Below are 23,199 nucleotides of genomic sequence, written 5' to 3'. Positions count from 1 at the left end.
GACAGAGCGGGGGAGCGAAGCGGAGGAGCGGCGGAGTGAAGAACGAGACCCAAAGGGCCCCGAACCTCGCGCCGCCGGAGGCGGCGCCGATTACACGAGCACGATTCCTTCGGCGATACCGATACCGCGCAGATCGCGGTACCAGCGTTCGACCGGGTGCTCCTTGGTGAAACCGTGCCCGCCGAGCAACTGCACACCGTCGAGACCGAACCGCATCCCCTTGTCGGTCGCCAGCTTCTTGGCCAGTGCGGCCTCGCGGGCGAAGGTGAGGCCCTGTTCGGCGCGGGCGGCGCCGCGCAGAGTCACCAGCCGCAGGCCGTCGAGTTCGATGGCGATATCGGCGACCATGAAAGCCACCGCCTGCCGGTGGCTGATCGGTTCGCCGAATGCCTCACGCTCGTTGACGTACGGGATCACGTAGTCGAGTACGGCCTGGCCGGTGCCGGCGGCCAGCGAGGCCCAGCCCAGGCGGGCCAGCTGGACGGCGTCGCGGTAGTCGGCGGCGTGCTGTTTGGCATCGCCCTCACCGAGGATCGCGTCGGTACCGACGGCGACGTTGTCCAGGACGAGCCGGCCCAGACCGGCCGCGCGCAGACCCATGCTGGGATCGGCCTCCACGGACAGGCCCTGGGCGTCGGATTCCACGATGAACAGTGCCGGGCGGCCGTCGAGTTCCGCGCCGACCACGAAGATCTCGGCGTCGGCAGCGGCCGGGACCAGGCTCTTCACACCGTTGAGCCGGTAACCGCTGGGGGACCGCACGGCCTTGGTCTGCAGGGTGAACGGATCGAACAGGGCGCGCGGTTCGCTGATGACGACCGACGCCTGCGGGACGTTCTCACCGGTGAACGCGGGGAGGTAGGTCTGCTGCTGGGCGTCGGTGCCCCATTGGGACAGTGCGACGGCGACGCCGCTGGGCGCCAGCAGCGGCAGGGCCAGACCCATATCTCCGTGGGCGAGCGCTTCGGCCACCATCGAGTTGGTGACGGCGCCGCGTTCGGTGGCCGCGCCCTCGAGCTCTTCGGGCACATTGATCAGAGTGATGCCCAGTTCCGCGGCGCGACCCAGTAGGTCTTTCGGTGCGGCGGCAGCCTCGTCGGCGTCGTGCGCGGCCGGGCGCAGGATCTCGGCCGCGAACTCACGGACCGTCTCGACGATCATCTGCTGTTCGTCGGTGGGGGTGAGATCGAAGTAGTCCTTGGTCTTCGACTCGTTGTCCGGGAGACGTTTGGGTGCGCCACCACCGGCGACCTTGTTGAAAGCGCGGGTCGCGGCACCCAGGGTCCGGAAACCGGTTCTGGTGCTTTCGTAGGTGACCCGGTCGATCGGTTTGCGCAGGTTGTATTTCTCGGCGAGTTCCGAGCCGGTGATCGTCGACATGACCCGCATGGCGGCGCCCATCCAATCCCGTTTGGGTTGGTGCAGGCCCACCCCGTTCTCCTGGCGGACGCCGTTGTCCGGACGCCGCTTGGTAGCGCTGTCTCGAATGCTCATCATCACCTGTTTTCTCGCGCGGGGTGAGGGTCTGGCCCCAGCTATCTTACTGCGGAGTAAGGCTATCTTACTGAAGAGTAAGAACGGCGTCGAGTGCCAGTCCTGTCCTGGTGAGCGGACATCCCTCGGTCGCCCCCCCGGCAGAGCGGTACCGCCCGTCCGGAAGCGGACGGGCGGTACCGGGACAGGGTTACGCAGCCGGGTGCCGAAAGCCCGGGCGGTGGGCTGCTCCACCGGCCGCGCGCATATTTCGCGGCCGGAGCCCGGCCTGGTCGTAGGGCCGTGATCGCCCCGCGGGACGGCGGACGACCCCGGCCCGGGCGCGCTACTCGCGCACGTACCAGCGCAAGGTGGCGTAGGCGGTGAGCCCCGCGAACACCACGCCGACCGGTACAACCATCAGCGCGGTGGTGAAAATATCGTCGAAGGTGATCGCCGGGAAGACATTGCTCGCGAACAGATCGCCCAGAGCCCGGTCGATCACCAGCGGACGGGCCGCGAACAGGCCCGCTGTCGCCAGCAGCCCACCCGCCAGCGCGGCCACCACGGCCTCCAGCAGGAACGGCAACTGGGTGTACCAGCGGGTGGCGCCCACCAGGCGCATGATATGCACCTCGGTCCGCCGGGTGAACGCCGCGATCTGCACCATGTTCGCGATCAGCAACAGCGCCGCCACCGCCTGCAGCACAGCCATTCCGAATGCCGCGTTGCGTAACCCGTCGAACAGGCTCACCAGCCGGTCCACGATGTCCTTGTCGTTGCGCACCATGCCCACCCCGGGGCTTTCGGCGAACTGCTCGTAGATCGTGGGGTACAGCGAGGCGTCGCTCATCTTGACCCGCAGCGAGGCCGGTAGCGGCGTCTCGCTCACATACTCGGCGAGTTCCGGCTGGTCCTTGAAGGTTTTCTCCTTGGCCTCGCGGACCGCGGCATCGCGATTGAGGTACTGCACGGTCTCCACGCCGTCGACAGTTTTCAGATCGGCCATCAAGGTCTGGCAGAGATCGTTCGTGCAGTCCGGATCGTTCGCCGAGATGTCCTCGGTCAGATACAGCCGCACTTCGAGCCGGTCCAGGAAGTACTGCTCGGTCTTGTCGGCGATCCGGATCGCCAGGATGCCGCCGCCGAGCATGGTCAGCGAAACCGCAGTCGTCAGGATCATCGCGATCGTCATGGTGAGGTTGCGGCGCAGGCCCTCGGAGACCTCGCCGAACAGGAAGCCCGCGCGCATTACCGGCCCACCTCGTAACCGCCGGTCGCCTGATCGCGAACCAGCCGGCCCTCGTAGAGCTCCACCACCCGGCGCTGCATACCGTCCACGATCAAAGGGTCGTGGGTGGCCATGAGCACGGTGGTGCCCATCCGGTTGATGTGCTCGAGCAGCAGCATGATCTCGTAACTCGTCTCGGGGTCGAGGTTGCCGGTGGGTTCGTCGGCCAGCATCACCAGGGGGCGGTTCACGAAGGCGCGCGCGATCGCGACCCGCTGCTGTTCACCGCCGGACAATTCGCTGGGCAGCCGGTCGGCTTTACCGCCCAGCCCGACCAGCTCCAATACCTCGGGCACGGTCCGGTCGATGAACTGGCGGCGTTTACCGATCACTTCCAGCGCGAACGCCACATTCTGGGCGACGGTCCGCTGTTGCAGCAGCCGGAAATCCTGGAATACGCAGCCCACTCGCTGCCGCAACCGGGGGACCCGCCGGCCGGGCAGCCGGTCGACCCGGAAATCCGCGACATGGATTTCGCCTCCGGTCGGGATCTCCTCCTTGATGAGCATCCGCATGAAGGTCGATTTGCCGGAGCCGGAGGGACCGATGAGGAAGACGAACTCACCCTTGTCGATATGGACGGTGACGTTCTCCAATGCGGCTCGCGTCGCGGTCGGATACGACTTGCTGACGTCGCGCAGGGTGATCACGAGGAGTCAGTGTAACCATTCGATAACGACCCCGTCGGCGGGCGGTACCGGGGCTGCTAACGGCCGGGAACCACCAGGGCCGGAACCTGTGCCACCGGGGCCACGGGAGCAGGCGCGGGCTTGGGCTGCACGATATCGTCCGGTTTGACGAACAGGTACAGGACGAAGGTCGCGATCCAGCCTCCGGCCAGCACCAGCGTCGATCTACGCGCGCGCATTCAGGCCCTCCCGGCGCATCGCCGCGGCCACCCGCACCCGCAACTCCCGGCTGACTTCGAACTGTTTGCCCGGCAGTGTCCGGGCCACCATCCGGATGTTCATCTGGTCCACGGTCAGGTCCTCCACGCCCATCACCGTCGGTTCGTCCAGCAGCAGCGGTTCGAGGCGGGGGTCGCGGTAGGCCTGCCCGCCCACCTCGTGCAGCACCTCGTTGATCCGCAGGATATCGGCGCTCGCCGCCACCGGGACATCGATCGCCGCCCGCGCCCAATCCTTCGACAGATTCGTCACTTTCACGATCTGGCCGTTCGGGACCGTGATCACCTCGCCGTCCGGGTTGCGTAACTTGGTGACCCGCAGCGTCACATCCTCCACCGTGCCCTCGGCCGGATCCGCGACACCGGTCACCGCGATCCGCACCACATCACCGAACCCGTACTGCCGTTCGGTGATGAGGAAGAACCCGGCCAGAATGTCCTGCACGATGCGCTGCGCGCCGAAACCGAGTGCGGCGCCGAGGACCGCGGCGGGCGCGACCAGCCCCGACATGGAGAACCCCAGCCGCTGCAGCACTTCCATGGCGACCAGCACATAGGCGACGGTCAGCACGACCCAGGTCAGCACTTGAGCGAGCGCATGCCGGTGTTTGGCCGCTTCGGACCGCACCAGTGCATCGCCCCCACGGAAACCGGAATCGATGCGCTGGGTCACCCGGTCGCGCACATAGGTGGCGAAGCGGGCGAACAACATGGCCCCGAGGATCAGCAGGACGATCTCGAGCCCGGACGAACGCAGCCAGCCTGTCACATCGGACGATAATGCCAGGGACAGGGCAAGGGTGTCGGTCCCTTCCGCACGCATCAGATCACCCGTTCCCGCATCCACTCCGGATCCATTGCGCTTCCCCGGAATCGGGGGAGGGCTAGCTCTCCTGCAGAACTGTACTCATCCGCCAGCGGATTCCGGATTCGATGAAACCGTCGATATCGCCGTCGAGCACCGCGGAGGGGTTGTTCACCTCGTAGTTGGTGCGCAGATCCTTGACCATCTGATACGGGTGCAGCACATAGGACCGCATCTGGTTGCCCCAGGACGCGCCCTCGTTGGTCTTGAGCGCATCCATCTGCGCGCGTTCTTCCTGCCGTTTCCGTTCCAGCAGTTTGGCCTGCAGTACCCGCATGGCCGAAACCTTGTTCTGCAGCTGCGATTTCTCGTTCTGGCAGGTGACCACGATCCCGGTGGGGATATGGGTGATCCGGACGGCCGAGTCGGTGGTGTTGACACTCTGCCCGCCCGGGCCCGACGACCGGTACACATCGACCCGGATATCGGTTTCCGGCACATCGATATGGTCGGTGGTCTCGACCACCGGCAGCACCTCGACCTCGGCGAACGAGGTCTGGCGGCGGCCCTGGTTGTCGAACGGGCTGATCCGCACCAGCCGGTGGGTGCCCATCTCGACCGAGAGGGTGCCGTAGGCATACGGGGTCTTCACCACGAACGTGGCGCTCTTGATACCGGCTTCTTCGGCGTAGGAGGTGTCGTACACCTCGACCGAATACTTGTGCCGGTCGGCCCAGCGGATGTACATGCGCATCAGCATCTCGGCCCAGTCGGCCGCGTCGACACCGCCGGCACCCGAACGGATGTTGACCAGCGCATCACGTTTGTCGTATTCGCCGGACAGCAGCGTGCGCACCTCGAGCGCCTCGACGTCGGTGTGCAACGCGGCGCGTTCGGCATCGGCATCGGCCAGCGCGCTCGTCCGCGCCTCGCCTTCTTCCTCTTCGGCCAGCTCGTAGAGCACCGGCAGGTCCTCCAGGCGCTGCCGTAACTCCGCCACCCGGCGCAGCTCACCCTGCGCGTGGGAGAGCTCACTGGTCACCCGCTGTGCGTGATCCTGGTCGTTCCACAACTCGGGATCGGCCGCCTGATGCTCCAGCTCGTCGATACGACGGCGCAGCTCCTCGATATCGAGGACCGACTCGACGGTCTTCAGGGTCGCGTCGAGTTCGGCGAGGTCGGCGGTAACGTCAGGATGCACGGTGTTCAAGGCTACTAGCAGCGTCGAGCACGGGGAAACCGCACAGGCGCGGAGGCCGTCGGCCGCTTCCCGGCCTGCCATGCGCAACGGCCATCGTCCGCGGTTGCGTTCCGTTTCGCCCTGCGGATCCGGGAGCGATCAGCCGGATACTGCGCGGAGGCCGCCGTGGTGCCGGCCGGCGAGATCATCCAGGGCCTCGGCGGTCGCGGAATCGGCCGGTAGGTGGACGATCAGTTGCTGATCGTCGTCGGCGGACAGAGTCAGGGTTTCGTAGGCGAGGCGTAGCGGCCCGGCCTCCGGATGCTCCAGCCGGGTGATGCCGGTGGCGGCGGGCAAGTTGGGGACCGTCGCGACGCGTTCGGTGAAGGGCGCACCCGCGGCGATCGTGAGCTGATCGGCCAGCGCCGCGATATGGGGGTCGGCGCGGAAGGGGCCTTGTTTGAGGGTCGCGACGATATGGTCGGCCTGGTGGTCCCAATCGGGGTACACGGTCCGGGCCCGGGGATCGGTGAAGGTGAAGCGGGCGAGATTTGCGCCGTCACCGCCGTCGAGCGCGCCGGTCGGTTCCATCAACCGCCGATACCCTGCGGTGCAGGCCAGCACTTCGGTCCGGCTGTCGACCACCACCGCCGCGGCCGGCTCGAGCTGGTCGAGCAGCGCCCGCACCGTCGGGCGGATCTCCCGGGCCGGTGCTCCTGGGCCGGTGCAGTTGAAACCGGTATCGGCCTTGGTCAGCCGGTACAGATGGACCCGCTCGTTGGTGGACAGGCCGAGCGCGTCCGCCAGCGCGGACAGCACCTGCGGTGACGGATTGCGATCGCGACCCTGTTCGAGCCGGATGATGTACTCCACGCTCACCCCGGCCAGCGTGGCCAGCTCCGCGCGGCGCAGGCCGGGAGTCCGGCGCCGCGGCCCGGTGGGCAGCCCCACCTGGGCGGGTCCGACCGCCTCCCGCCGACTGCGCAGGAACAGCCCCATCTCGTTCTCGCTCACGTAATCACGGTATCCGCGCGGGTCGTGCCGAGGGTGTCCCTGTCGGTACCACTCTCCGCGCGGTCTCCCTGCGGGCGCGCCGCCGCGGCAGATTCGACATCGGACGGCGGCCGCCCGGCCGCCGTGCAAGAAGGGAGCACACCGTGTCCGTTACCCCGTTACGTCTCGCAGTGATCATCGGAAGTGTCCGGGAGGGCCGGTTCGGCACCGTCGTGGCCGCGTGGTTCGCCACACAGGCCGCCGCCCACGGGCGGTTCGAGATCGACGTGATCGATCTCGCCGAGGCCGATATCCCGCTGGCGCTGCCCGCGGTACCGCCGGCGCTGGAGCCGAATCCCGAACGCCCCGCCGGTATGCGCGACCTGACCGAACGGCTGTCCGCCGCCGACGCGTTCGTGATCGTGACACCCGATTACAACTACAGCTATCCGGCCTCGCTGAAGGCCGTGATCGACTGGCATTTCACCCAGTGGCAGCGCAAACCGGTCGCCTTCGTCGGATACAGCGGCGCCACCGGCGGGCTCACCGCGATCGAACATCTGCGGCAGGTGTTCAGCGAACTCGATGCGCACACAGTCCGCGAATACGTATCGTTCCCGCGCTACTACCTGCTGTTCGGTGGCGACGGGCAGTTGCTCGCGCCCGCCGAACCCGAAGAGGTGGCGCAGCACATGCTGGACCAGGTGCACTGGTGGGCGGAGGCGCTGGTCGCGGCGCGGGCGGTCGCGGTATGAGCCTCGCGCTAGGGTTTCGGTGTGGCAGCTCACTCCTCTGACCTCGAACTCGCGTTACGCCTGGCCGACGAGGCGGACACGATCACCCGCGAACGGTTCGGTGCGCTGGACCTGAAGGTCGACGCCAAACCCGACCTCACCCCCGTCTCCGACGCCGATCTGGCGGTGGAGGAGGCGATCCGCCGGATGCTGCGGCACGGCCGCCCGGACGATTCGGTGCTGGGCGAGGAGTTCGGTGGCAGCGCCGAGTTCACCGGCCGGCAATGGGTGATCGATCCGATCGACGGGACGAAGAATTTCGTCCGTGGGGTCCCGGTGTGGGCCACGCTGATCGCGTTGCTCGAGGACGGGGTGCCGGTGGTGGGTGTGGTGAGCGCGCCCGCCCTGGCGCGGCGCTGGTGGGCTGCCGTGGGGCAGGGCGCGTGGTCGACTTTTCATCCCGGGGCGCCCCGGCCGATCACCGTTTCGGCCGTCGCCGAACTGGATTCGGCCAGCCTCGCGTTCTCCAGCCTGTCCGGTTGGCGTGACCGTGGCTTGCGCGAGAAGTTCATCGACCTCTCCGACGAGGTGTGGCGGGTGCGTGGCTACGGAGATTTCCTCAGCTACTGCCTGGTCGCGGAGGGAGCGGTGGATATCGCCACCGAACCCGAGGTGTCGCTGTGGGATCTGGCCGCGCTGGACATCCTGGTCCGGGAGGCGGGCGGCACCTTCACCGCTCTCGACGGCCGGCCCGGCCCGCACGGCGGGGACGCCGTTGCGACCAACGGACGCCTGCATCAACCGATCCTGGACCGTTTCGCCGAGTAGGCCGGTGAACCGGAGGCGGGGCGGTGCCGTTCCCGGGCGTCGGCCGCGCGGATGAGGCCCGCCCCGTTCCGAGGCGGGCCGAATCACGGCTTCAGCCCATGGTTTTCGCTCCGTCGATGGCTTCGCGGATGATATCGGCGTGACCGGAGTGCTGCGCGGTCTCGGCGATGATGTGCAGCAACACCTGGCGAGCCGACCAGGACCCCTCCTGGAACCACGGTGCCTTGGGCAGCGGCCATGCGCGGTCGAAGTCGATGGTGGCGATCATCGCGTCGGTCCGGGCCGCTATTTCGGCATAGGCGTCGAGGACCCCGGCGAGTGTCTCGCCGGGCAGCAACCGGAACTCGGCATCGCGCTCGGCGAAATCTTCCGCGGTCAAATCGTCGAAGTCCTTCATGGCCCCGGTGCCCTCCACGATGAAGTCCACCCAGCCCCGTTCGACACCGGTGACGTGTTTGATCAGGCCGCCGAGGCACAGTTCGCTGTCGGTCGGACTGCTCGCCGCCTGCTCGTCGGTCAGGTCGCGGGTGGTGAATCGCAGGAAATGGCGCGTCTTGCTCAGGACGGCGAGGATATCGGCGCGTTCGCCGGTCAGCTGGGTGGTCTTGTCGAGGGCTGCGGTCTCGGCCATGTCTGCACCTTTCAGAGGGGCTGCTACGGGCTCTTTCCGTGTTCGAAACCCACGTTATTTCCCATAGCGGCCACTTTCTGACCTCAATTACGGCGGATCCGAAAATTCCCGGTTTTCCCGGTGACCACCGGGTGCCGGTGGTTGTCCCCATGTGGACAACTCCGCCGATCAGGCCCGTCCGGTCGTTCTTCGCACGGTGCGGGAATCGACGTCGCTCGTAGGATGGCCGCGTGGATACCGCCGAAGACACCGCTGTGGCAGCACCCGCACACTCCGATGACGCCGCCCATGAGGTGTTACGCCGGGTCTTCGGGTACGACAGCTTCCGGGGTGAACAGCACGCAATCGTCGAGCAGGTGATCGATGGCGGCGATGCGCTGGTGCTCATGCCCACCGGTGGGGGCAAATCACTGTGCTATCAGATTCCCGCGCTGGTCCGCGAGGGCGTGGGGGTGGTGATATCGCCGCTCATCGCGCTCATGCAGGACCAGGTGGATGCGCTGAGCGCGCTGGGCGTGCGGGCCGGGTTCCTCAATTCCACGCAGTTCCCGGACGAACGGCGGGCGGTCGAGGCGCAGTTCGCGGCAGGGGAACTCGATCTGCTGTACCTGGCGCCGGAACGGTTGCGGATGGAATCCACGGTCGCGCTGCTGCGCCGCGGGCGGATCGCGCTGTTCGCGATCGACGAGGCACATTGTGTTTCGCAGTGGGGTCATGATTTCCGGCCCGACTACCTGGCGCTGTCGGTACTGCACGAGCACTGGCCGGATATCCCCCGGATCGCATTGACCGCCACCGCCACCGAGAAGACCCGCGACGAGATCATCACCCGGCTCGATCTCGGCGGAGCGCGCCGGTTCGTCGCCAGTTTCGACCGGCCGAATATCCAATACCGGATCGAGCCGAAGAACCGGCCCGATCGCCAGTTGCTCGATTTCCTGCGCACCGAGCATCCCGGCGACGCCGGAATCGTCTACTGCCTGTCGCGGAACTCGGTGGAGAAAACCGCGGCATTTCTCACCGAGAACGGTATCCGTGCCCTGCCCTATCACGCGGGTCTCGACCACCGCACCCGCGCCGAGAACCAAGCCGGGTTCCTGCGCGAGGACGGGCTCGTCATCGTCGCGACCATTGCGTTCGGGATGGGTATCGATAAACCGGACGTCCGATTCGTCGCCCATCTCGACTTGCCCAAATCCGTGGAGGGCTACTACCAGGAGACCGGCCGCGCCGGCCGCGACGGACTGCCGTCGACGGCCTGGATGGTGTACGGGCTGCAGGATGTGGTGCAGCAGCGCCGGTTGATCGATTCCTCGGACGGCGACGCGGCGCACCGTAGGCAGCTGCAGCTGCACCTCGACGCGATGCTGGCCCTGTGCGAGACGATCGATTGCCGGCGTGCGCGGTTGCTCGCGTATTTCGGTCAGCCCGCACAGTCGTGCGGGAACTGCGATACCTGTCTGAGCCCGCCCGAATCGTGGGACGGTACCGTCGCCGCGCAGAAGCTGCTGTCGGCTGTTCTGCGCCTGAAACGTGAACGCGGCCAGAGCTTCGGTGCGGGCCACCTCATCGATATCCTGCTCGGCAAGAAGAACCAGAAGGTCCAGCAGTACGACCACCACGAGCTGAGCGTGTTCGGTGTCGGCGCCGATCTGCGCGATACCGAATGGCGCGGGGTCGTACGCCAGCTCCTGGCGCAGGGCTTGCTCGCGGTGCACGGCGACTACGGTGTCCTCACCCTGACCGAGGCCAGTGAGAGCGTGCTCTTCGACGGCCGTACGGTGCGCTTCCGCCGGGAACCCGAACGCCCGACTCCCTCGCGCGCGGCGCGCAGCGCCAAAACCGCGAAATCGGCGCCGGTGGAACTCACCGATGCCGATGCGGTCCTGTTCGACAGGCTCCGCCAGTGGCGTGCCGATACCGCCAAGGAACAGGGTGTCCCGGCGTACGTCGTGTTCCACGACGCGACCTTGCGCGAAATCGCGGCGCGTAAACCGGGGGATCTGCCGGCGCTGGGTGCAGTGAGCGGTGTCGGCGAGAGCAAGCTCGCCCGCTACGGCGAACAGGTGCTGGAGGTGGTGGTCGCCGGGGAGTGACCGCGGCTCGAGAAGTACTGCCTGCGTGGAGCTTTCATCCGATGACTTCTCCCCGTCAGTGACGATAGGGGGCTGAACAGACCGCCTAACCTGGCACTATGCCCAGCAAGCACACTCCGTGGTCAGGCTCACGCCGCGGAGTAGACTTGCCTGCCGAGCAGTTCGGTCTCTTGGGTCCGCGAACTGGCGGCGCGGTGCGAGATGCGGCCGGTAGCCGGACGAGGGCGCCCCAGGTCGGCGGGTTCGCGGCCGAGGCCGGCTCACCCCGTTCGAGTCCGGCCGCCGACGTCGCACTCGCCGAACAGACATCCGCCGCCGGGCGCGCGGCCTCGACCGGAGCAGGCGAACCGGATCGTTCCGGCTCTCGGAGCCGGGACGGCGGTGTGCATCCGGCGTACTGGGGTGGTCACGCCCTGCTGGGGCTTGTGCTCGGGGTCGCGGTTCTGCTGGTTGTCGGTGGTTTCTACCTCGGTCGTGTCACCGACCCCCATGCGGCGGGGGAACCGGTGGTTACTACTTTCGTCGCGGCCACTTCGGAGGCGGGCGCCACCGGGCCGGCTCCTGCCGTCACGTCCTCGCTGCCCGAGCGGGCCGGGCCCGCATCGCCGGAGGTCGGGGCCGGGTTCGTTTTCGGCAAGGTCCGGGCCAACGACGACGGGGTTCTCACCGTGAGCAGTGAGATCACCCGGGCGGAGGTGGTGGTGTACTCCGACGATTCGACCAAGCTCTACGTGCTGATCGCGAGCGATCCGGCCGGTATCGATATCGGCGCGCCGGTGTGGATATGGGGCCGCAAGCACGCGGACGGGTCGCTCACCGCCCGCACCATCGCGGGTATCTCCATGCACGGTAATACCAATTAGTAGTATCCAGCGGTCAGAAACCGGCCGCAATTGGACGACAATCGAGGTATGGCGAATACGAGCACGCGGACCCTGCGCCTGCTGTCGCTGCTGCAGACCCACAAGTACTGGCCGGGTACCGAGTTGGCCGGGCGTCTCGGTGTCTCGCCGCGAACTTTGCGTCGTGATGTCGATCGGTTGCGCGACCTCGGCTACCCGGTCGAGGCGCAACGTGGCGTCGACGGCGGCTATCAGCTGGCGGCGGGGGCGGCGCTGCCTCCGCTGATGGTCGACGACGACGAGGCGGTTGCACTGGTCATCGGACTGCAGGTCGCGATGCAGGGCATGGTCGAGGGAGTCGCCGAATCCTCGGTGCGGGCGCTGGCCAAGGTGGTGCAGGTGATGCCGCCGCGGCTGCGCCGCCGGGTCGAGGCGATCCGGGCGATGACCGTTCCGGCCGATTGGGGTGGCCGGTCCGATTCGGGGCCGGATCCGGCCGCGCTCACCGCTGTCGCCCTGGCCTGCCGCGACAGCGAGCGCCTGCGCTTCACCTACACCGCGGCCGACAACCGGCACAGTGAGCGCCACGTCGAGCCACACCGGCTGGTCGCCCTGGGGCGCCGCTGGTATCTGGTGGCCTTCGATCTGACCCGGCACGATTGGCGCAGCTTCCGGATCGACCGGCTCACCGGACCCGTCGGTGACGGTTCCCGCTTCCGTCCGCGTGAGCTGCCCACCGCCGACGCCGCGGAGTTCGTCCGGGCCGGGGTCGACCGGATGTCGCGCCCGTACCGTATCGAAGTCCTGGTCGAAGCGCCGGCAGACGCGGTCCGGGAACGGATCGGGCGCTGGGCATCGGTCGAGGCCGTCGAGCCCGGCCGCTGCCGGGTATCGATGACCACCGATTCGCTGGACTGGCCCACCATGGCGCTGGGTTCACTCGAGGCCGAGTTCCGGGTCCTCGAACCGCCGGAGCTGATCGCGCAGATCCGCGACTGGAGTGAGCGATTCGGCCGAGCTCTGGCCGCCCCGGCCGACCGTTCGACGGAGTGCCGGCCGTGACACCACCCGGAATGCGACGTCAGGCCGCAGCGGAGTGCCGCTGCGGACAGGAAGCCCGCCCGTAGCGATGTCGACCAGGCACTTGCCCGGAACCTGACCGCCGTCTCCAACTGCCCGGTTGCGTCGAACGGTTCCAGTTCAGCGCGTCCCGTTCTCCCGGGCGGGTTCGCTCGTGACCGGTAGCTGTCGAACTCGACCACGTGTTTCACCGGCGGCAGCTTCCCCTGTGGTGAACTCACCCTTTTCCACCGCGTCCACCAGTTCGGTGGTCGCGGTCGCGAGAAGATCGGGATGGGAGAACGGCATCCAGTGCCCGGCCGGGATATCGCGGCGCCACAGTCGCGAAACCCACTGTGCCGAATCGTCGTATCCGGCGGGCCGCACGGCGATATCGCGGCCGGCGACGATCAGCTGGACCGGGACGTCGGTGGTCCGCTCGCGCGGCTTCATCAGATGCGCGACGATATTGGCCCGATAGATGAGCAGACCGTTGACCATATCCTGTTTCAAGGTGGGCCCGAAGGTGATCGTCGAGGGCGCGGTGTTGTTCATGAGCTGGATGAACCGCCGCCAGCGCTGTTCGGTGGCGAGCGCTCCGAACGCCAGCCGCGGCAGACCGGGAGTCATGAAGAACCCGGTGTAGGCCGACGACAGGAGCTGTGTGAACGGCTGCCAGATATTTCGCGCGCTCGGCCGGCGCAGCCGGGCCCGCACCCAGGCGGCCAGATGGTCGAGGTTCGGGCCGGATACCGAGGTGAACGACGCGATCCGGGCGCTCGCCTCCGGTTCGCAGACCGCCTCCCATACCTGCACCGAACCCCAATCGTGGGCGAGGACGTGTACCGGCCGGTCGGGGCTCACCGCTTCCGCGACCGCGAAGAAATCGGCGGACAGTTCGGCGAGCCGGAAATCGGCGACCCGTGCGGTCCGGGTGGAGGCGCCGTGCCCGCGCGTATCGTAGGCGACCACGTGGAAGCGCTGGGCGAGTAGCGGAATCACGCCGTTCCACAGGTGGTGGGTATCGGGCCAGCCGTGGACCAGGACGACGGTTTCGGCGTCCGGATCGCCGTATTCGTAGACGGCGAGGTCGAATCCACGGTGGTGCACCGTGCGTTCGGTCGCCGGGTAGTCGGATATCGATACCGTCACGCTGGTCTCCTGAGGCTGTGGGCGGGTGGCCGGATCAGAGGTCGAGGACGAGACGTCCGCCTGCACAGCGTGATACACACACCAGCAGGTCGCCGTGGTCGCGTTCGGCAGGTGTCAGGACGTGGTCGCGGTGGTCGGGAACGCCTGCCGATACCCGGACTTTGCAGGTCCGGCAGAAGCCCTGGCGGCACGAATACGGCTGGTCGGGTCGATGTTCGAGCAGAACGTCGAGTGCGGACCGGTCGGCGGGCACGTCGATCACCTCGCCGCCTGCGCCCACCTGGATCTGGAACGGCACACCGTTCACGACCGGCGGCGCCGAGAAACGCTCCGAATGCAGTTCTACCGCAGGCATTGCCCGTACCATTTCGGCGATGGACGTGACCATGGGGGCGGGTCCGCAGCAGTACACGGCGGTTCCGGCGCCGGCTCCGCCGAGAAGTTCCGCGGCCGTGGGCAGCCCGCACCGATCGTCGGTGCGGATCGTCACGCGATCGCCGAATCGGCGCACCTCGTCGAGGAACGGCAGTGTGTCCAGGGCTCGCCCGGTATACACCATCGACCAGTCGACGCCGAGGGTGTCGGCCAGCCGCATCATCGGCAGGATCGGCGTGATCCCGATACCCCCGGCCACGAACCGCACCCGCCGCGCGGGCGACCCGTAACCGGGTGCGGCGAACGGGAACGCATTGCGCGGCCCCCGCACCATCAGCGCCGAGCCGACGGGAAGCGCGTCGTGTACTTCGTTCGAACCCACACCATCCGGGATGCGGCGCACCGCGATCCGGTAGTCGCGGGTGTCAGCGGGGTCGCCGCACAGCGAATACTGCCGGAGGCGTCCGGATGGCAGTTCGATATCGAGATGCGCTCCGGGCCGCCAGCGCGGGAGGTCACGCCGGTCGGGTGCGGCCAGGCGCAGGCTCACCACATCCTCATCGGAGGCTTCCACCCGTCGCCCGGTCACTACCACCGGGATCCGGCGATCGTCGACACGCGGCGCCAGATCGCGCCGGTTGGTCATTGCCGTCCAGTTCAGCCGGGCATTCACGACGGCATCGAGAACGCGCAGGGTCCGGTCGTGCCGGCGCCGCCCGTACAGGTCGGCGGGTAGCGGTAGCACGGGCCCGGTCACGAAGCTGCCCGCGCTGCCGGCGATTGCGCCAGGTACGCGACGGCCTGTGCGGTCGAGCCGACCGATTCCGGACTGTATCCGGGCTTGAAGGTGGACAGCGCGCTGACCAGCAGTGCCGGGATGCCGGGGAGGGAGCCCCGCCACATCGACCGCAGAATCTGCGGCAGCAGCCGCGGATATCCGAGGTCGGGCAGGTCGGGGTCGCGGTGCACCAGGTACTTGGTGCCGCGTACCAGCAGCACCAGGAACGAGGGAAAGACCAGCAGCATCACCGCACCCCGCCGCAGGTAACCGACGCCGAAGTATTCGGCCACATCGTGGGCGACATTACGGTGCTCGACCTCTTCGGCGCCGTGCCAGCGATACAGGTCCAGCATGCGCGGATCGGCGTCGAACTTCTCCAGTTCGCTGTTGAGCACCCAATCGCCCAGGAAGGCGAAGAAATGTTCCAGCGCGGCGATCACCGCGAGCCGATCCACCAGCTGCTGCCGTCCGGCCCGGGTGGCGGTGGACCGCCGGGGTCCGATGGTTTTGCGGAATACGTACTCGGCCTGTTCCAGGTAAGGCTGCGGATCGATCCCGTTGGCGGTGAGCAGCAGTTCGTACGATCCGGCGTGGGTTTCCGCGTGCATCGATTCCTGGCCGATGAAGCCGAGCATATCCGCACGCAGCTTCTCGTCCCGGACGAAGGGCAGGGCCTCGCCGAAGGTCGTCAGGAAGCTGCGTTCGCCTTCGGGGAGCAGCAGGTTGAGAGCGTTGAGAACATGCGAGGCGATCGGGTCGGATGTCATCCAGTGCAGTGGGATGCCGGTCCATTCGAAATGCACATTACGGGCGTTGAGCGCGACCTCTCCCGGGTCGGTCAGCCGTTCGGAGGCGTGGTTACGGAACAGCCTCATCGATCCTCCTCGATCGTCACCGGCGCCGGTACCCGGTCCCGAGGACGTGCGGACGCCGGTACTTGTGACGATACACATTAGTAGGACGACGAGTAACAGACAATGCCCTGAAAATCCGGACCGGCTGTGGACTCAGTTGCCCACTACCGCCCCGAGCCACTCCACGATCGGTCGCAGCGATTCCCACGACTTGCGGATCTCTGTGGCGGCCCGCGGTGTCTCCAACCACTCGGGGGTCCCGAACTCGCGGCTCATCACCAGCGATTTGTGGCGCAGCAGATCGATGCGGGGGTGATCGATGGGATAACCCTTCGGGCGGGTCTTCAGCCTGTCGCCGCCGAGGGTGTAGCCGGCTGCTACGAGCTGGTCGACGATCGATTCGAGCTCGGCGCCGCGAACGTCGTCGTCGAGGGTGGTGCGCAGGCGGGACAGTTGTTCGGGCGCGGCAGCGTACAGACCACCGGCCACGAACAGTCCGGGTGCGCCGATCTGGACGTACCAGCCGACCCCCGGCGCAGTGTGCACGACCGCGCCCTGATGGGTCTTGTACGGTGATTTGTCCTTGGCGAACCGCACATCGCGGTAGGGGCGGAAGATCTTGGCGGGACCGAAATCCGGTTCGAGTCCGGTGATCAGCGCCGTCATCGGGCGCTTCACGAATTCCTCGTATATGTGCTTGTTGGCGGTCCAGAATATCCTCGAGTTATCGGCCTCGAGATCCTCGTAGAAGTCCGGCCCCGCGATCGGGAACCCCGCGAACTCGCTCATGGCATCGAACCTATCGCCCACCGCGCGAGCGAACGACAGGGAGCCGACCGGTCAATCCCGGGGTTCGTCCTGAATCTCCATGGCCGCCGCCTCTGCGGGGCGCCGGTCCTCGGCGCGCAGTTCCTCGCGATGCCGGCGGCGGGTCCACTCCTGGTCGAGTTCGCGGGCGATCCCCAAACGGCCGGTGTCGTCGTTCTCGTGATAGCGGATGACCAGCTCTTTCGGCGGGTCGGCGATATAACGCTCGTATTCGCGGACCTCGTCGGCCTGATCGTCGTCGCCCAGGTCGTAGTCCAGATCCTCGCGGTCCTCGTCGCCGATATCGAGTACCTCGTCCATCAACCGGTAGCCGGAACTCGTTCCGGCGTCCTCTCGACCGGCATCGCGCATATCGGGCATGGTGCCCACCTCTTTCGCGGACCGGCTCACCAATGGCGACCAGGGTGAGCTGTGCCTCCCACGCTACCGCCGACTGCGGCAACGTGGAACCCGCCGATCGCGGCGCCGCGGTCCCGGGCGGGAAACGACGAAGGCCCGGTCCGTGTGGACCGGGCCTTCGGAGGTGGAGCTGCCGGGAATCGAACCCGGGTCCTCCGCCGCTTCTCCAGGGCTTCTCCGTGTGCAGTTCGCTGGGCCTCTACTCGGATCTCCCGGTCTCGCGAACAAGCCGGGATGACGATCCCAGTCGCTGTTGGATGTCCCGCGTTACTCCGCGACCGAGTCGCGCGGTGAGCCCTCTAGCTGATGCCGGCACCGAAGCCGAGGGCGAACCTCGGGCCGACAGAGACGCTATCGCTTAGGCAGCGAGAGCGTACTCGCGCTGATGAGAATCGGCGCTTAATTGGTTGCAACGACGCTTACGGTGGTCTCTTGCCTGCACCGACACGCTTCCCCTGAATCTACGTACGCAGTCGAAACCGTTCAGCCCCGTACGTCCCGGCACCTTGCCGGGCCTGTCATATTAACACCTCGGGCACCGTCGTTCATTCCCGTTTTTCCGGTGCCTTCGTACCGGTCAGCGCATCCCTTTGATACGCCGGCCGATTTCGCGGGTGACCTCGCGCTCGGCGGTGCGCCGGGCCAGATCCTGCCGCTTGTCGTAGTCCTGCTTACCTTTGGCGAGGGCCAGTTCGACCTTCACCTTGCCGTCGGAGAAGTACATCGACAGCGGGACCAGTGTCTGGTTGCCCTCGCGGGATTTGCCGACGAGGCGTTCGATCTCCCGCTTGTGCAGGAGCAGCTTCCGGACCCGGCGCGGCGAATGGTTGGTCCAGTTTCCGTGACTGAACTCCGGGATGTGCAGGCCACGCAGCCAGACTTCGCCGTTGTCCACGGTCGCGAAGGCGTCCACGAGTGAGGCTTTGCTCTCACGCAGACTCTTGACCTCGGTACCGACCAACGCGATCCCGGCCTCGTAGGTGTCCAGGATCGTGTAGTTGTGCCGTGCCCGGCGGTTGGTCGCGATGACCTTGCGCCCCTTCTCCTTCATGACGACAACCTTAAAGCTCCGCGGCAACCGGATTATTCCCGGCCGCTGCTCAGCCCGGTTGCAGTAGCAGGTAGAGGATCAGAACGGCGGAAAACGCGGTGACGAGTAGCACGGTGGAAAGCCGCGGCAGATGGGTGCCGCGCGGGCGGGAGCGGCGGTTCAGCCAGCCGTGGTCCACCGCGGGATCCGTGCCGGGGCTGCGGTACGGCGCATCGACCGGTTCGGCCGGTGGGCCGGGACCTCCGCTGCTGCCCTCGACGCTTTCCTCGGACCCGTCCCCGGATGCCATGCTCGCAGGCTAGTCCTGCGGACAGGTATTCGGGAACGGGGCGCGCGGTCAGCGAGGGGTTCTCAGGATGCGCAGGGTGATGCCCAGGCCGACGAGGATGCTGGCCGTGGCGATCAGTGCCATGGAAAACGATTGGGTGATGGCGGCAATTCCGGTACTGAAAATGAGGCAGGTGGCGAGCGCCAGCAATGCGGTGCCCCATTCCATACCGGCGATCCGGGTTGGTCGGTTACGCAGTGCTGTCATATTTTTCGAGTACCCCGCTGCCTCGGTTATCAAACCGTTATTGCTGTAGTTCCGGACCGGGATGTGCCGGACCCGCAGATCTGCCGTACGGGGTGCGCGGTGGCGAGCCATGGCGGAACCTCCGTCTCGGTTGGGTGTGGCAACTGTGTTCACCGTAACGGACAAATCTCTACTTGGATACCGGGTGGCAAATCTCGAGACGGCTATCACACAGAGTGGGACGCGACGGTGAGCCGCTGTGTCCCCGGAGTGATATTTCGGGAAAAATGCCTGATCAGAAGGAGTGGGTTTGTCCGACACGCCCGAACCGTACTCCAGGATTGTTTCCTCCTGGATCGTGTGAATCGCACCCTGATTACGGTTTGCTGAATAGTAGCCAGCTTGCGGTCAGGTGCCTGCTGGGAGCTGCGCGCGGCCCGGCATGCCTAAGCTGGCGATATGCGGATTCAGTACCGGCGCCCACTCCGGTCGAGCGCCCATTCCCGCGGAGCAACGCCGGCCCCGGGGGTGCTCCGGTGAGCCGATGGCACCAGCGCGCGGGCCGTATCGCCGTACTGACGGGCGCGGGAATTTCCACCGACAGCGGGATCCCCGATTTCCGCGGCCCGCGGGGAGTGTGGACCGAGGATCCGGTGGCGGAACTGTTGTCCACCTACGACAATTACGTCTCCGACCCCGCCCTGCGTGAACGCTCCTGGCAGGCCCGCCGCGACAACCCGGCCTGGGGCGCCGAACCGAACCCGGCGCATCTCGCGCTCGTGGAGTTGGAGCGGGCCGGGCGTGCGCTCACGATCGTCACCCAGAACGTCGACCGCTTACATCAGCGGGCCGGTTCGAACTCGCAGCGGGTGATCGAGATCCACGGCAACATGTTCGATGTGGTGTGCGTGGATTGCGCATACTCCGCGACCATGGCCGAGACGCTGGACCGGGTCGGCGCCGGGGAACCCGACCCGCCGTGCCCGGAATGCGGCGGCATCCTCAAGGCCGCCGTGATCATGTTCGGCCAGGCACTGGACCAGCGCACCTTGCTGAAGGCCTCGCTGGCGGCCGAGACGGCGGATATCTTCCTCGCCGTCGGCACATCGCTCCAGGTGGAACCCGCGGCCTCGCTGTGCGGCCGGGCGGTGGCGGCCGGCGCCTCGCTGGTCATCGTGAATGCCGAACCCACCCCGTACGATTCGATGGCGACCGAGGTCGTGCGCGAACCCATCGGCGAGGCGCTGCCCCGGCTGGTCGATCTGATCCTGGGGCAGTGAGGCCGGGGCGCGCAATGTTCCGGCTCCCGGCCGGCTACACCGGGCCCAGCACTCGGTTCAGGTAGTCGTTGGCGAAACGCCCTTCGGGGTCGTAGTGCCGGCGCACTGCGTCGAAACGATCCCAGTCCGGGTAGCGCGCACGGAGCGTCTCCGCGCTCTGGTAGTGGCGTTTCCCCCAGTGCGGGCGGCCTTCGTAACGGTCGAAAATCGTTTCGCAGGCGCGGAAGAACGGTTCGTGTTCCATACCTTCGTACTGGTGCACCGCGATATAGCAGGTCGCGCGGCCGCCGGCGGGGGAGAGGAAGGCGTCGTCCCCCGCGACCCACCGCACTTCGATGGGCATCGGCGAGTCGAAACGGCGGGCGGTTTCCTTGATCTCGCGGATCGCCTCGACCGAATGTTCGCGGGGGATCGCATATTCCATCTCGGTGAACCGGAACAGCCGCGGGCTGGTGAACACCCGGTAGGAACGGTCCACCTGGCGCCGGTAACTGAAGGCGTAGGCGGCGGCGCGCTGCAGTGGCGGGATGATGGCCGGGTGCCGGCGGGCCAGCCGGCACAGTGCGTCGCTGGCGTAATTGGATACGGCGATATCGGCGAACCAGTCGACCGCCTTGTGTCGTGGTGCGGGCGGCAGCTCGACCCGATTGTTGCGTTTGGTCATTGCGAGCGGACTGTGGGCGAACATATAGAACTCGAAATGTTCGTTGCCGTCGACGTAGGAGTCCAGATCGTCCAGGATCTCCGCCACCGGCACCGGCCGCTCCACGCCCTCGAGCACGAAGGAGGGGACTAGTTGCAGGGTGAAGGCAGTGATCACGCCGAGTGCGCCCACGCTCACCCGCGCTGCTCGCCACGCCTCGGCGCCGGATTGTTCGGTCAGTTCGACAGTTGTGCCGTCGGCGGTCATCAACTCCACCCCGTGCAGTTGCGCGGAGAGGTTGGGTAGCCGGGCGCCGGTGCCGTGGGTGCCGGTGGCCGTGGCGCCGGCGATGGTCTGGGCGTCGATATCTCCGAGGTTCGGGAAGGCGAGGCCGTACTCGTCGAGCCGGTCGTTGAGTGCGGCGAGGGTCATCCCCGCCTGGACCTTGGCCAGACCGGTATCGCGGTCCACCTCGAGTACCCGGTTCATGCGGGAGAGGTCGAGCAGCAGGCCGTCGGTGAGGCAGGCGCCGGTGAAGGAATGTCCTGATCCCGCGACGCGGACCCGGTGCCCGTCCGCGGCAGCCCGGCCCAGCTCATCGGCCAGTTCGGCGTGATCGCGCGGCGCGGCCAGCCGGGTCGGTGCGCATTGCTGATCGCCGGCCCAGTTCACCCATAACTTGGTCACATGTCCAACACTAAGGGATGGTGTCGCCGACTGCCGGGCAAACTCCTGACACGGAGAAATCGGGTCCGTTCAGCGCCGCCGGGCCACGCACGGCTTGGCCGTCTTCGCCCGCTCCACCTGCGCAAGAGTAAGCGCATTCACGGCCAACGGCTGTGCGGGCGTGTTCTGGGCGCGAATGCCGTTGAGAGTGATCGCCATATAGCGGCGCCAGATATCGGAATCGACCGGGCGGGCGAACTCGGCGAGCGAATCGACCATATAGATCAACGCGAACAGATCGGTATCCTCGATCCCCGGCTGTAGCACACCCGCATTCCGGGCCCGCTCCATCACGGCCGCCACGGCAGGTCCGAGCTGTTCGCGTGGGCGGCCGAGGCGTTCGGGGTCGTCATGCATTTCGAGCATCACTTCGCTGAAACCGCGGTTGGTCGCCATATGCCGGCACGCGTAGTCGAAGAGCCGGACGACGCCCTCCCACGGATCCGCAGTGGCGAGTGCCTCCTGGGCGGCCTGCGCGAATTCCCGGACATGCACGGCGAATACCTCGGAAATCAGTTCCCGCTTGTTGGCGAACCGGCGATACACGGTGCCCACCCCGACCCCCGCGCGGTCGGCCACATCGTCGAGCGTGATCTCCAGTCCGCGGTCGGCGAACAGCTCTCGGGCCGCATCGATGATCCGCTGTTGATTGCGCGCCGCATCCACCCGGAGACGGCGCGTCCGGGGCGCAGTGGTGGCGAGGTTCACATCCGGAATGGTAGCAAGCTACGAATTAACGCAAACCGTTTCGATCCGGCCGGATATAAACCCGGTCCCGCCTGCGGATACCGTTGCAGGGCACGATCCGCGCGCACTCCGCCGTGGAACGCAGGAGGTCCCGGAGCATGAGCGAACCAGCGCGGCCCGCACCGATCGAGGCCGCCGTCCTGGCGGCCGTCGCCTGCGGTGGTGGGCTCGGCGCCGGACTGCGCTACTGGCTCACCCTGCGGATCCCGGTCCGGCCCGCAGATTTTCCGTGGGCCACCTTCCTCGCCAACACCCTCGGCTGCCTCGCGATCGGCATCCTGATGGTGATCATCACCGAGGTGTTCGCGCCACCGCGGCTGCTGCGTCCGTTCCTCGGAGTCGGGGTACTCGGTGGATTCACCACCTTTTCCAGTTACAGCGCCGAGGTTCGTACACTGCTCGAATCGGGTGCCACGGGTGTGGCGCTCGGATACCTCGGGGGAACCGTGGTGACCTGCCTGATCGCGGTCCTCGCGGGAATGACGGCCACCCGGTGGATCACGGGAAGACGCGGCGGGACAACGCAGTACGGCACGAGCTGAACGTAAGACGGGACGAGCGAGAGGGGTCGGGTGATGGCGGTATCGGTGGGTCCGGAGTGCCGGCGGCGGACGGATACCGGCCGGTGACCGCGGTCTGGGTGGTGCTGGGCGGAATGCTGGGCGCGCCCGCGCGTTATCTGCTCGATCGTGTCGTCACCGCGCATACCGAATCCCGGCTTCCGCTCGGCACGCTGGCGGTTAATATTGTGGGCTCGGCGCTGCTGGGTGTGTTGATCGGGTCGGGTGTGAGCGGCGCGGTGGCCGTGGCCGCGGGAATCGGATTCTGTGGTGCGTTCACCACCTTCAGTACGTTCGGCTACGAGACGGTCGGGCTCGCCACCGGTGGTGCCGCCGGGCACGCGTTCGGCAATATCGTGCTCAACACCGGGATCTGTCTCGGCGCGGTCTATCTCGGCGCCACCGCAGCGGGACTGTTCGGATGATCACGATGACCAGCCGGGTACGGCC

At 67.0% G+C, this 23,199-nt stretch carries 26 protein-coding genes and 1 other RNA gene; 8 read left to right on the top strand and 19 right to left on the bottom strand.

What is annotated here, in order from left to right; translation table 11 throughout:
* Positions 1-90: 90 nt before the first annotated feature.
* From ON22_RS19835 to ON22_RS19810, 7 genes are all read right to left on the bottom strand, one after another.
* Positions 91-1,500 carry an acyl-CoA dehydrogenase family protein gene (locus ON22_RS19835; RefSeq protein ID WP_156052247.1) on the bottom strand — a complete coding sequence of 470 codons (1,410 nt, stop codon included), beginning with the start codon at positions 1,498-1,500 and terminating at the stop codon, positions 91-93.
* A 319-nt stretch (positions 1,501-1,819) separates the two neighbouring features.
* Complete coding sequence (gene ftsX, locus ON22_RS19830; protein WP_033243181.1) at positions 1,820-2,725, bottom strand: permease-like cell division protein FtsX; 906 nt, start codon at positions 2,723-2,725, stop codon at positions 1,820-1,822.
* On the bottom strand, positions 2,725-3,414 hold the full coding sequence (gene ftsE, locus ON22_RS19825; protein ID WP_033243180.1) for a cell division ATP-binding protein FtsE: 690 nt from the start codon (positions 3,412-3,414) through the stop codon (positions 2,725-2,727). Before ftsE ends, ftsX begins: the two co-directional genes overlap by 1 nt.
* 56 nt (positions 3,415-3,470) lie before the next feature.
* On the bottom strand, positions 3,471-3,632 hold the full coding sequence (locus ON22_RS36780) for an Rv3103c transmembrane domain-containing protein (protein ID WP_156052246.1): 162 nt from the start codon (positions 3,630-3,632) through the stop codon (positions 3,471-3,473).
* Positions 3,619-4,494 carry a mechanosensitive ion channel family protein gene (locus tag ON22_RS19820; protein ID WP_051157856.1) on the bottom strand — a complete coding sequence of 292 codons (876 nt, stop codon included), beginning with the start codon at positions 4,492-4,494 and terminating at the stop codon, positions 3,619-3,621. The genes ON22_RS36780 and ON22_RS19820 overlap by 14 nt, the downstream gene beginning before the upstream one ends.
* A 61-nt stretch (positions 4,495-4,555) precedes the next feature.
* Positions 4,556-5,677, bottom strand: coding sequence for a peptide chain release factor 2 (gene prfB / locus ON22_RS19815; RefSeq protein ID WP_033243561.1), 1,122 nt, complete (start codon positions 5,675-5,677; stop codon positions 4,556-4,558).
* A 138-nt stretch (positions 5,678-5,815) separates the two neighbouring features.
* Positions 5,816-6,670, bottom strand: coding sequence for a helix-turn-helix domain-containing protein (locus tag ON22_RS19810; RefSeq protein WP_033243179.1), 855 nt, complete (start codon positions 6,668-6,670; stop codon positions 5,816-5,818).
* Between the two features lie 143 nt (positions 6,671-6,813).
* On the opposite strand from ON22_RS19810, the gene ON22_RS19805 reads away from it, so the two are divergent.
* Positions 6,814-7,404, top strand: a complete 591-nt coding sequence (locus tag ON22_RS19805; RefSeq protein ID WP_033243178.1) for an NADPH-dependent FMN reductase — start codon at positions 6,814-6,816, stop codon at positions 7,402-7,404.
* Between the two features lie 21 nt (positions 7,405-7,425).
* Positions 7,426-8,211: a histidinol-phosphatase gene (gene hisN, locus ON22_RS19800; RefSeq protein ID WP_033243177.1), complete on the top strand. Its 786-nt coding sequence runs from the start codon at positions 7,426-7,428 to the stop codon at positions 8,209-8,211.
* A gap of 91 nt (positions 8,212-8,302) precedes the next feature.
* On the opposite strand, the gene ON22_RS19795 is transcribed toward hisN, so the two are convergent.
* Positions 8,303-8,842 (bottom strand): DinB family protein, encoded by a 540-nt coding sequence (locus tag ON22_RS19795; RefSeq protein ID WP_033243176.1) that lies wholly within the window; start codon positions 8,840-8,842, stop codon positions 8,303-8,305.
* Positions 8,843-9,072: 230 nt separating this feature from the next.
* Between ON22_RS19795 and recQ the strand changes: the two genes are divergently transcribed.
* The 3 genes from recQ (at position 9,073) to ON22_RS19780 (ending at position 12,842) form a co-directional block, all read left to right on the top strand.
* Positions 9,073-10,938 carry a DNA helicase RecQ gene (gene recQ, locus ON22_RS19790; protein WP_051157848.1) on the top strand — a complete coding sequence of 622 codons (1,866 nt, stop codon included), beginning with the start codon at positions 9,073-9,075 and terminating at the stop codon, positions 10,936-10,938.
* A gap of 383 nt (positions 10,939-11,321) precedes the next feature.
* Positions 11,322-11,801 (top strand): hypothetical protein, encoded by a 480-nt coding sequence (locus tag ON22_RS19785; RefSeq protein WP_156052245.1) that lies wholly within the window; start codon positions 11,322-11,324, stop codon positions 11,799-11,801.
* 48 nt (positions 11,802-11,849) lie between these two features.
* Positions 11,850-12,842 (top strand): helix-turn-helix transcriptional regulator, encoded by a 993-nt coding sequence (locus ON22_RS19780; RefSeq protein ID WP_033243174.1) that lies wholly within the window; start codon positions 11,850-11,852, stop codon positions 12,840-12,842.
* 138 nt (positions 12,843-12,980) lie between these two features.
* Here ON22_RS19780 and ON22_RS19775 read toward each other — a convergent pair whose 3' ends face one another.
* The 9 genes from ON22_RS19775 to ON22_RS35810 all read right to left on the bottom strand — a co-directional run bounded on the left by ON22_RS19775 (position 12,981) and on the right by ON22_RS35810 (position 18,814).
* The gene (locus tag ON22_RS19775; protein ID WP_081595708.1) at positions 12,981-13,991 is read right to left on the bottom strand and encodes an alpha/beta fold hydrolase; all 1,011 of its coding nucleotides are present in this window, start codon (positions 13,989-13,991) and stop codon (positions 12,981-12,983) included.
* A 34-nt stretch (positions 13,992-14,025) separates the two neighbouring features.
* Positions 14,026-15,123 (bottom strand): PDR/VanB family oxidoreductase, encoded by a 1,098-nt coding sequence (locus tag ON22_RS19770; protein WP_033243173.1) that lies wholly within the window; start codon positions 15,121-15,123, stop codon positions 14,026-14,028.
* Positions 15,120-16,022 (bottom strand): metal-dependent hydrolase, encoded by a 903-nt coding sequence (locus ON22_RS19765; protein WP_033243172.1) that lies wholly within the window; start codon positions 16,020-16,022, stop codon positions 15,120-15,122. Before ON22_RS19765 ends, ON22_RS19770 begins: the two co-directional genes overlap by 4 nt.
* A 132-nt stretch (positions 16,023-16,154) precedes the next feature.
* Entirely contained in the window at positions 16,155-16,790 is a 636-nt protein-coding gene (locus ON22_RS19760; protein ID WP_033243171.1) for a DUF2461 domain-containing protein, read from the bottom strand.
* Positions 16,791-16,841: 51 nt separating this feature from the next.
* Positions 16,842-17,189 carry a hypothetical protein gene (locus ON22_RS19755; protein ID WP_231508368.1) on the bottom strand — a complete coding sequence of 116 codons (348 nt, stop codon included), beginning with the start codon at positions 17,187-17,189 and terminating at the stop codon, positions 16,842-16,844.
* 161 nt (positions 17,190-17,350) lie between these two features.
* Positions 17,351-17,719: a transfer-messenger RNA gene (gene ssrA, locus ON22_RS35295) on the bottom strand.
* An 86-nt stretch (positions 17,720-17,805) separates the two neighbouring features.
* A complete protein-coding gene (gene smpB / locus ON22_RS19750) occupies positions 17,806-18,279 on the bottom strand; it encodes an SsrA-binding protein SmpB (RefSeq protein WP_033243170.1) in 474 nt (157 codons plus the stop codon).
* Positions 18,280-18,328: 49 nt separating this feature from the next.
* Positions 18,329-18,568 (bottom strand): WLR motif membrane protein, encoded by a 240-nt coding sequence (locus ON22_RS19745; RefSeq protein WP_033243169.1) that lies wholly within the window; start codon positions 18,566-18,568, stop codon positions 18,329-18,331.
* A 48-nt stretch (positions 18,569-18,616) separates the two neighbouring features.
* On the bottom strand, positions 18,617-18,814 hold the full coding sequence (locus tag ON22_RS35810) for a hypothetical protein (protein WP_081595711.1): 198 nt from the start codon (positions 18,812-18,814) through the stop codon (positions 18,617-18,619).
* Positions 18,815-19,329: 515 nt separating this feature from the next.
* Between ON22_RS35810 and ON22_RS19735 the strand changes: the two genes are divergently transcribed.
* A complete protein-coding gene (locus tag ON22_RS19735) occupies positions 19,330-20,073 on the top strand; it encodes an SIR2 family NAD-dependent protein deacylase (protein WP_033243167.1) in 744 nt (247 codons plus the stop codon).
* Between the two features lie 34 nt (positions 20,074-20,107).
* Here the strand turns inward: ON22_RS19735 and ON22_RS19730 are convergent, their stop codons facing one another.
* Both ON22_RS19730 and ON22_RS19725 read right to left on the bottom strand, forming a co-directional pair.
* Entirely contained in the window at positions 20,108-21,403 is a 1,296-nt protein-coding gene (locus tag ON22_RS19730; protein WP_033243166.1) for a D-arabinono-1,4-lactone oxidase, read from the bottom strand.
* Between the two features lie 69 nt (positions 21,404-21,472).
* Positions 21,473-22,150 (bottom strand): TetR/AcrR family transcriptional regulator, encoded by a 678-nt coding sequence (locus ON22_RS19725; RefSeq protein WP_033243165.1) that lies wholly within the window; start codon positions 22,148-22,150, stop codon positions 21,473-21,475.
* A 137-nt stretch (positions 22,151-22,287) separates the two neighbouring features.
* On the opposite strand from ON22_RS19725, the gene crcB (ON22_RS19720) reads away from it, so the two are divergent.
* A complete protein-coding gene (crcB, locus tag ON22_RS19720) occupies positions 22,288-22,731 on the top strand; it encodes a fluoride efflux transporter CrcB (RefSeq protein WP_033243164.1) in 444 nt (147 codons plus the stop codon).
* An 83-nt stretch (positions 22,732-22,814) separates the two neighbouring features.
* Positions 22,815-23,174 (top strand): fluoride efflux transporter CrcB, encoded by a 360-nt coding sequence (gene crcB / locus ON22_RS19715; protein ID WP_033243557.1) that lies wholly within the window; start codon positions 22,815-22,817, stop codon positions 23,172-23,174.
* Positions 23,175-23,199: the final 25 nt, after the last annotated feature.

Origin of the sequence: Nocardia carnea NBRC 14403 (assembly GCF_000308515.1) — a bacterium.
GTDB lineage: Bacteria > Actinomycetota > Actinomycetes > Mycobacteriales > Mycobacteriaceae > Nocardia > Nocardia carnea.
The sequence above is the reverse complement of the archived record's forward strand: the minus strand, read 5'-3'. Positions and strand labels throughout refer to the sequence as shown.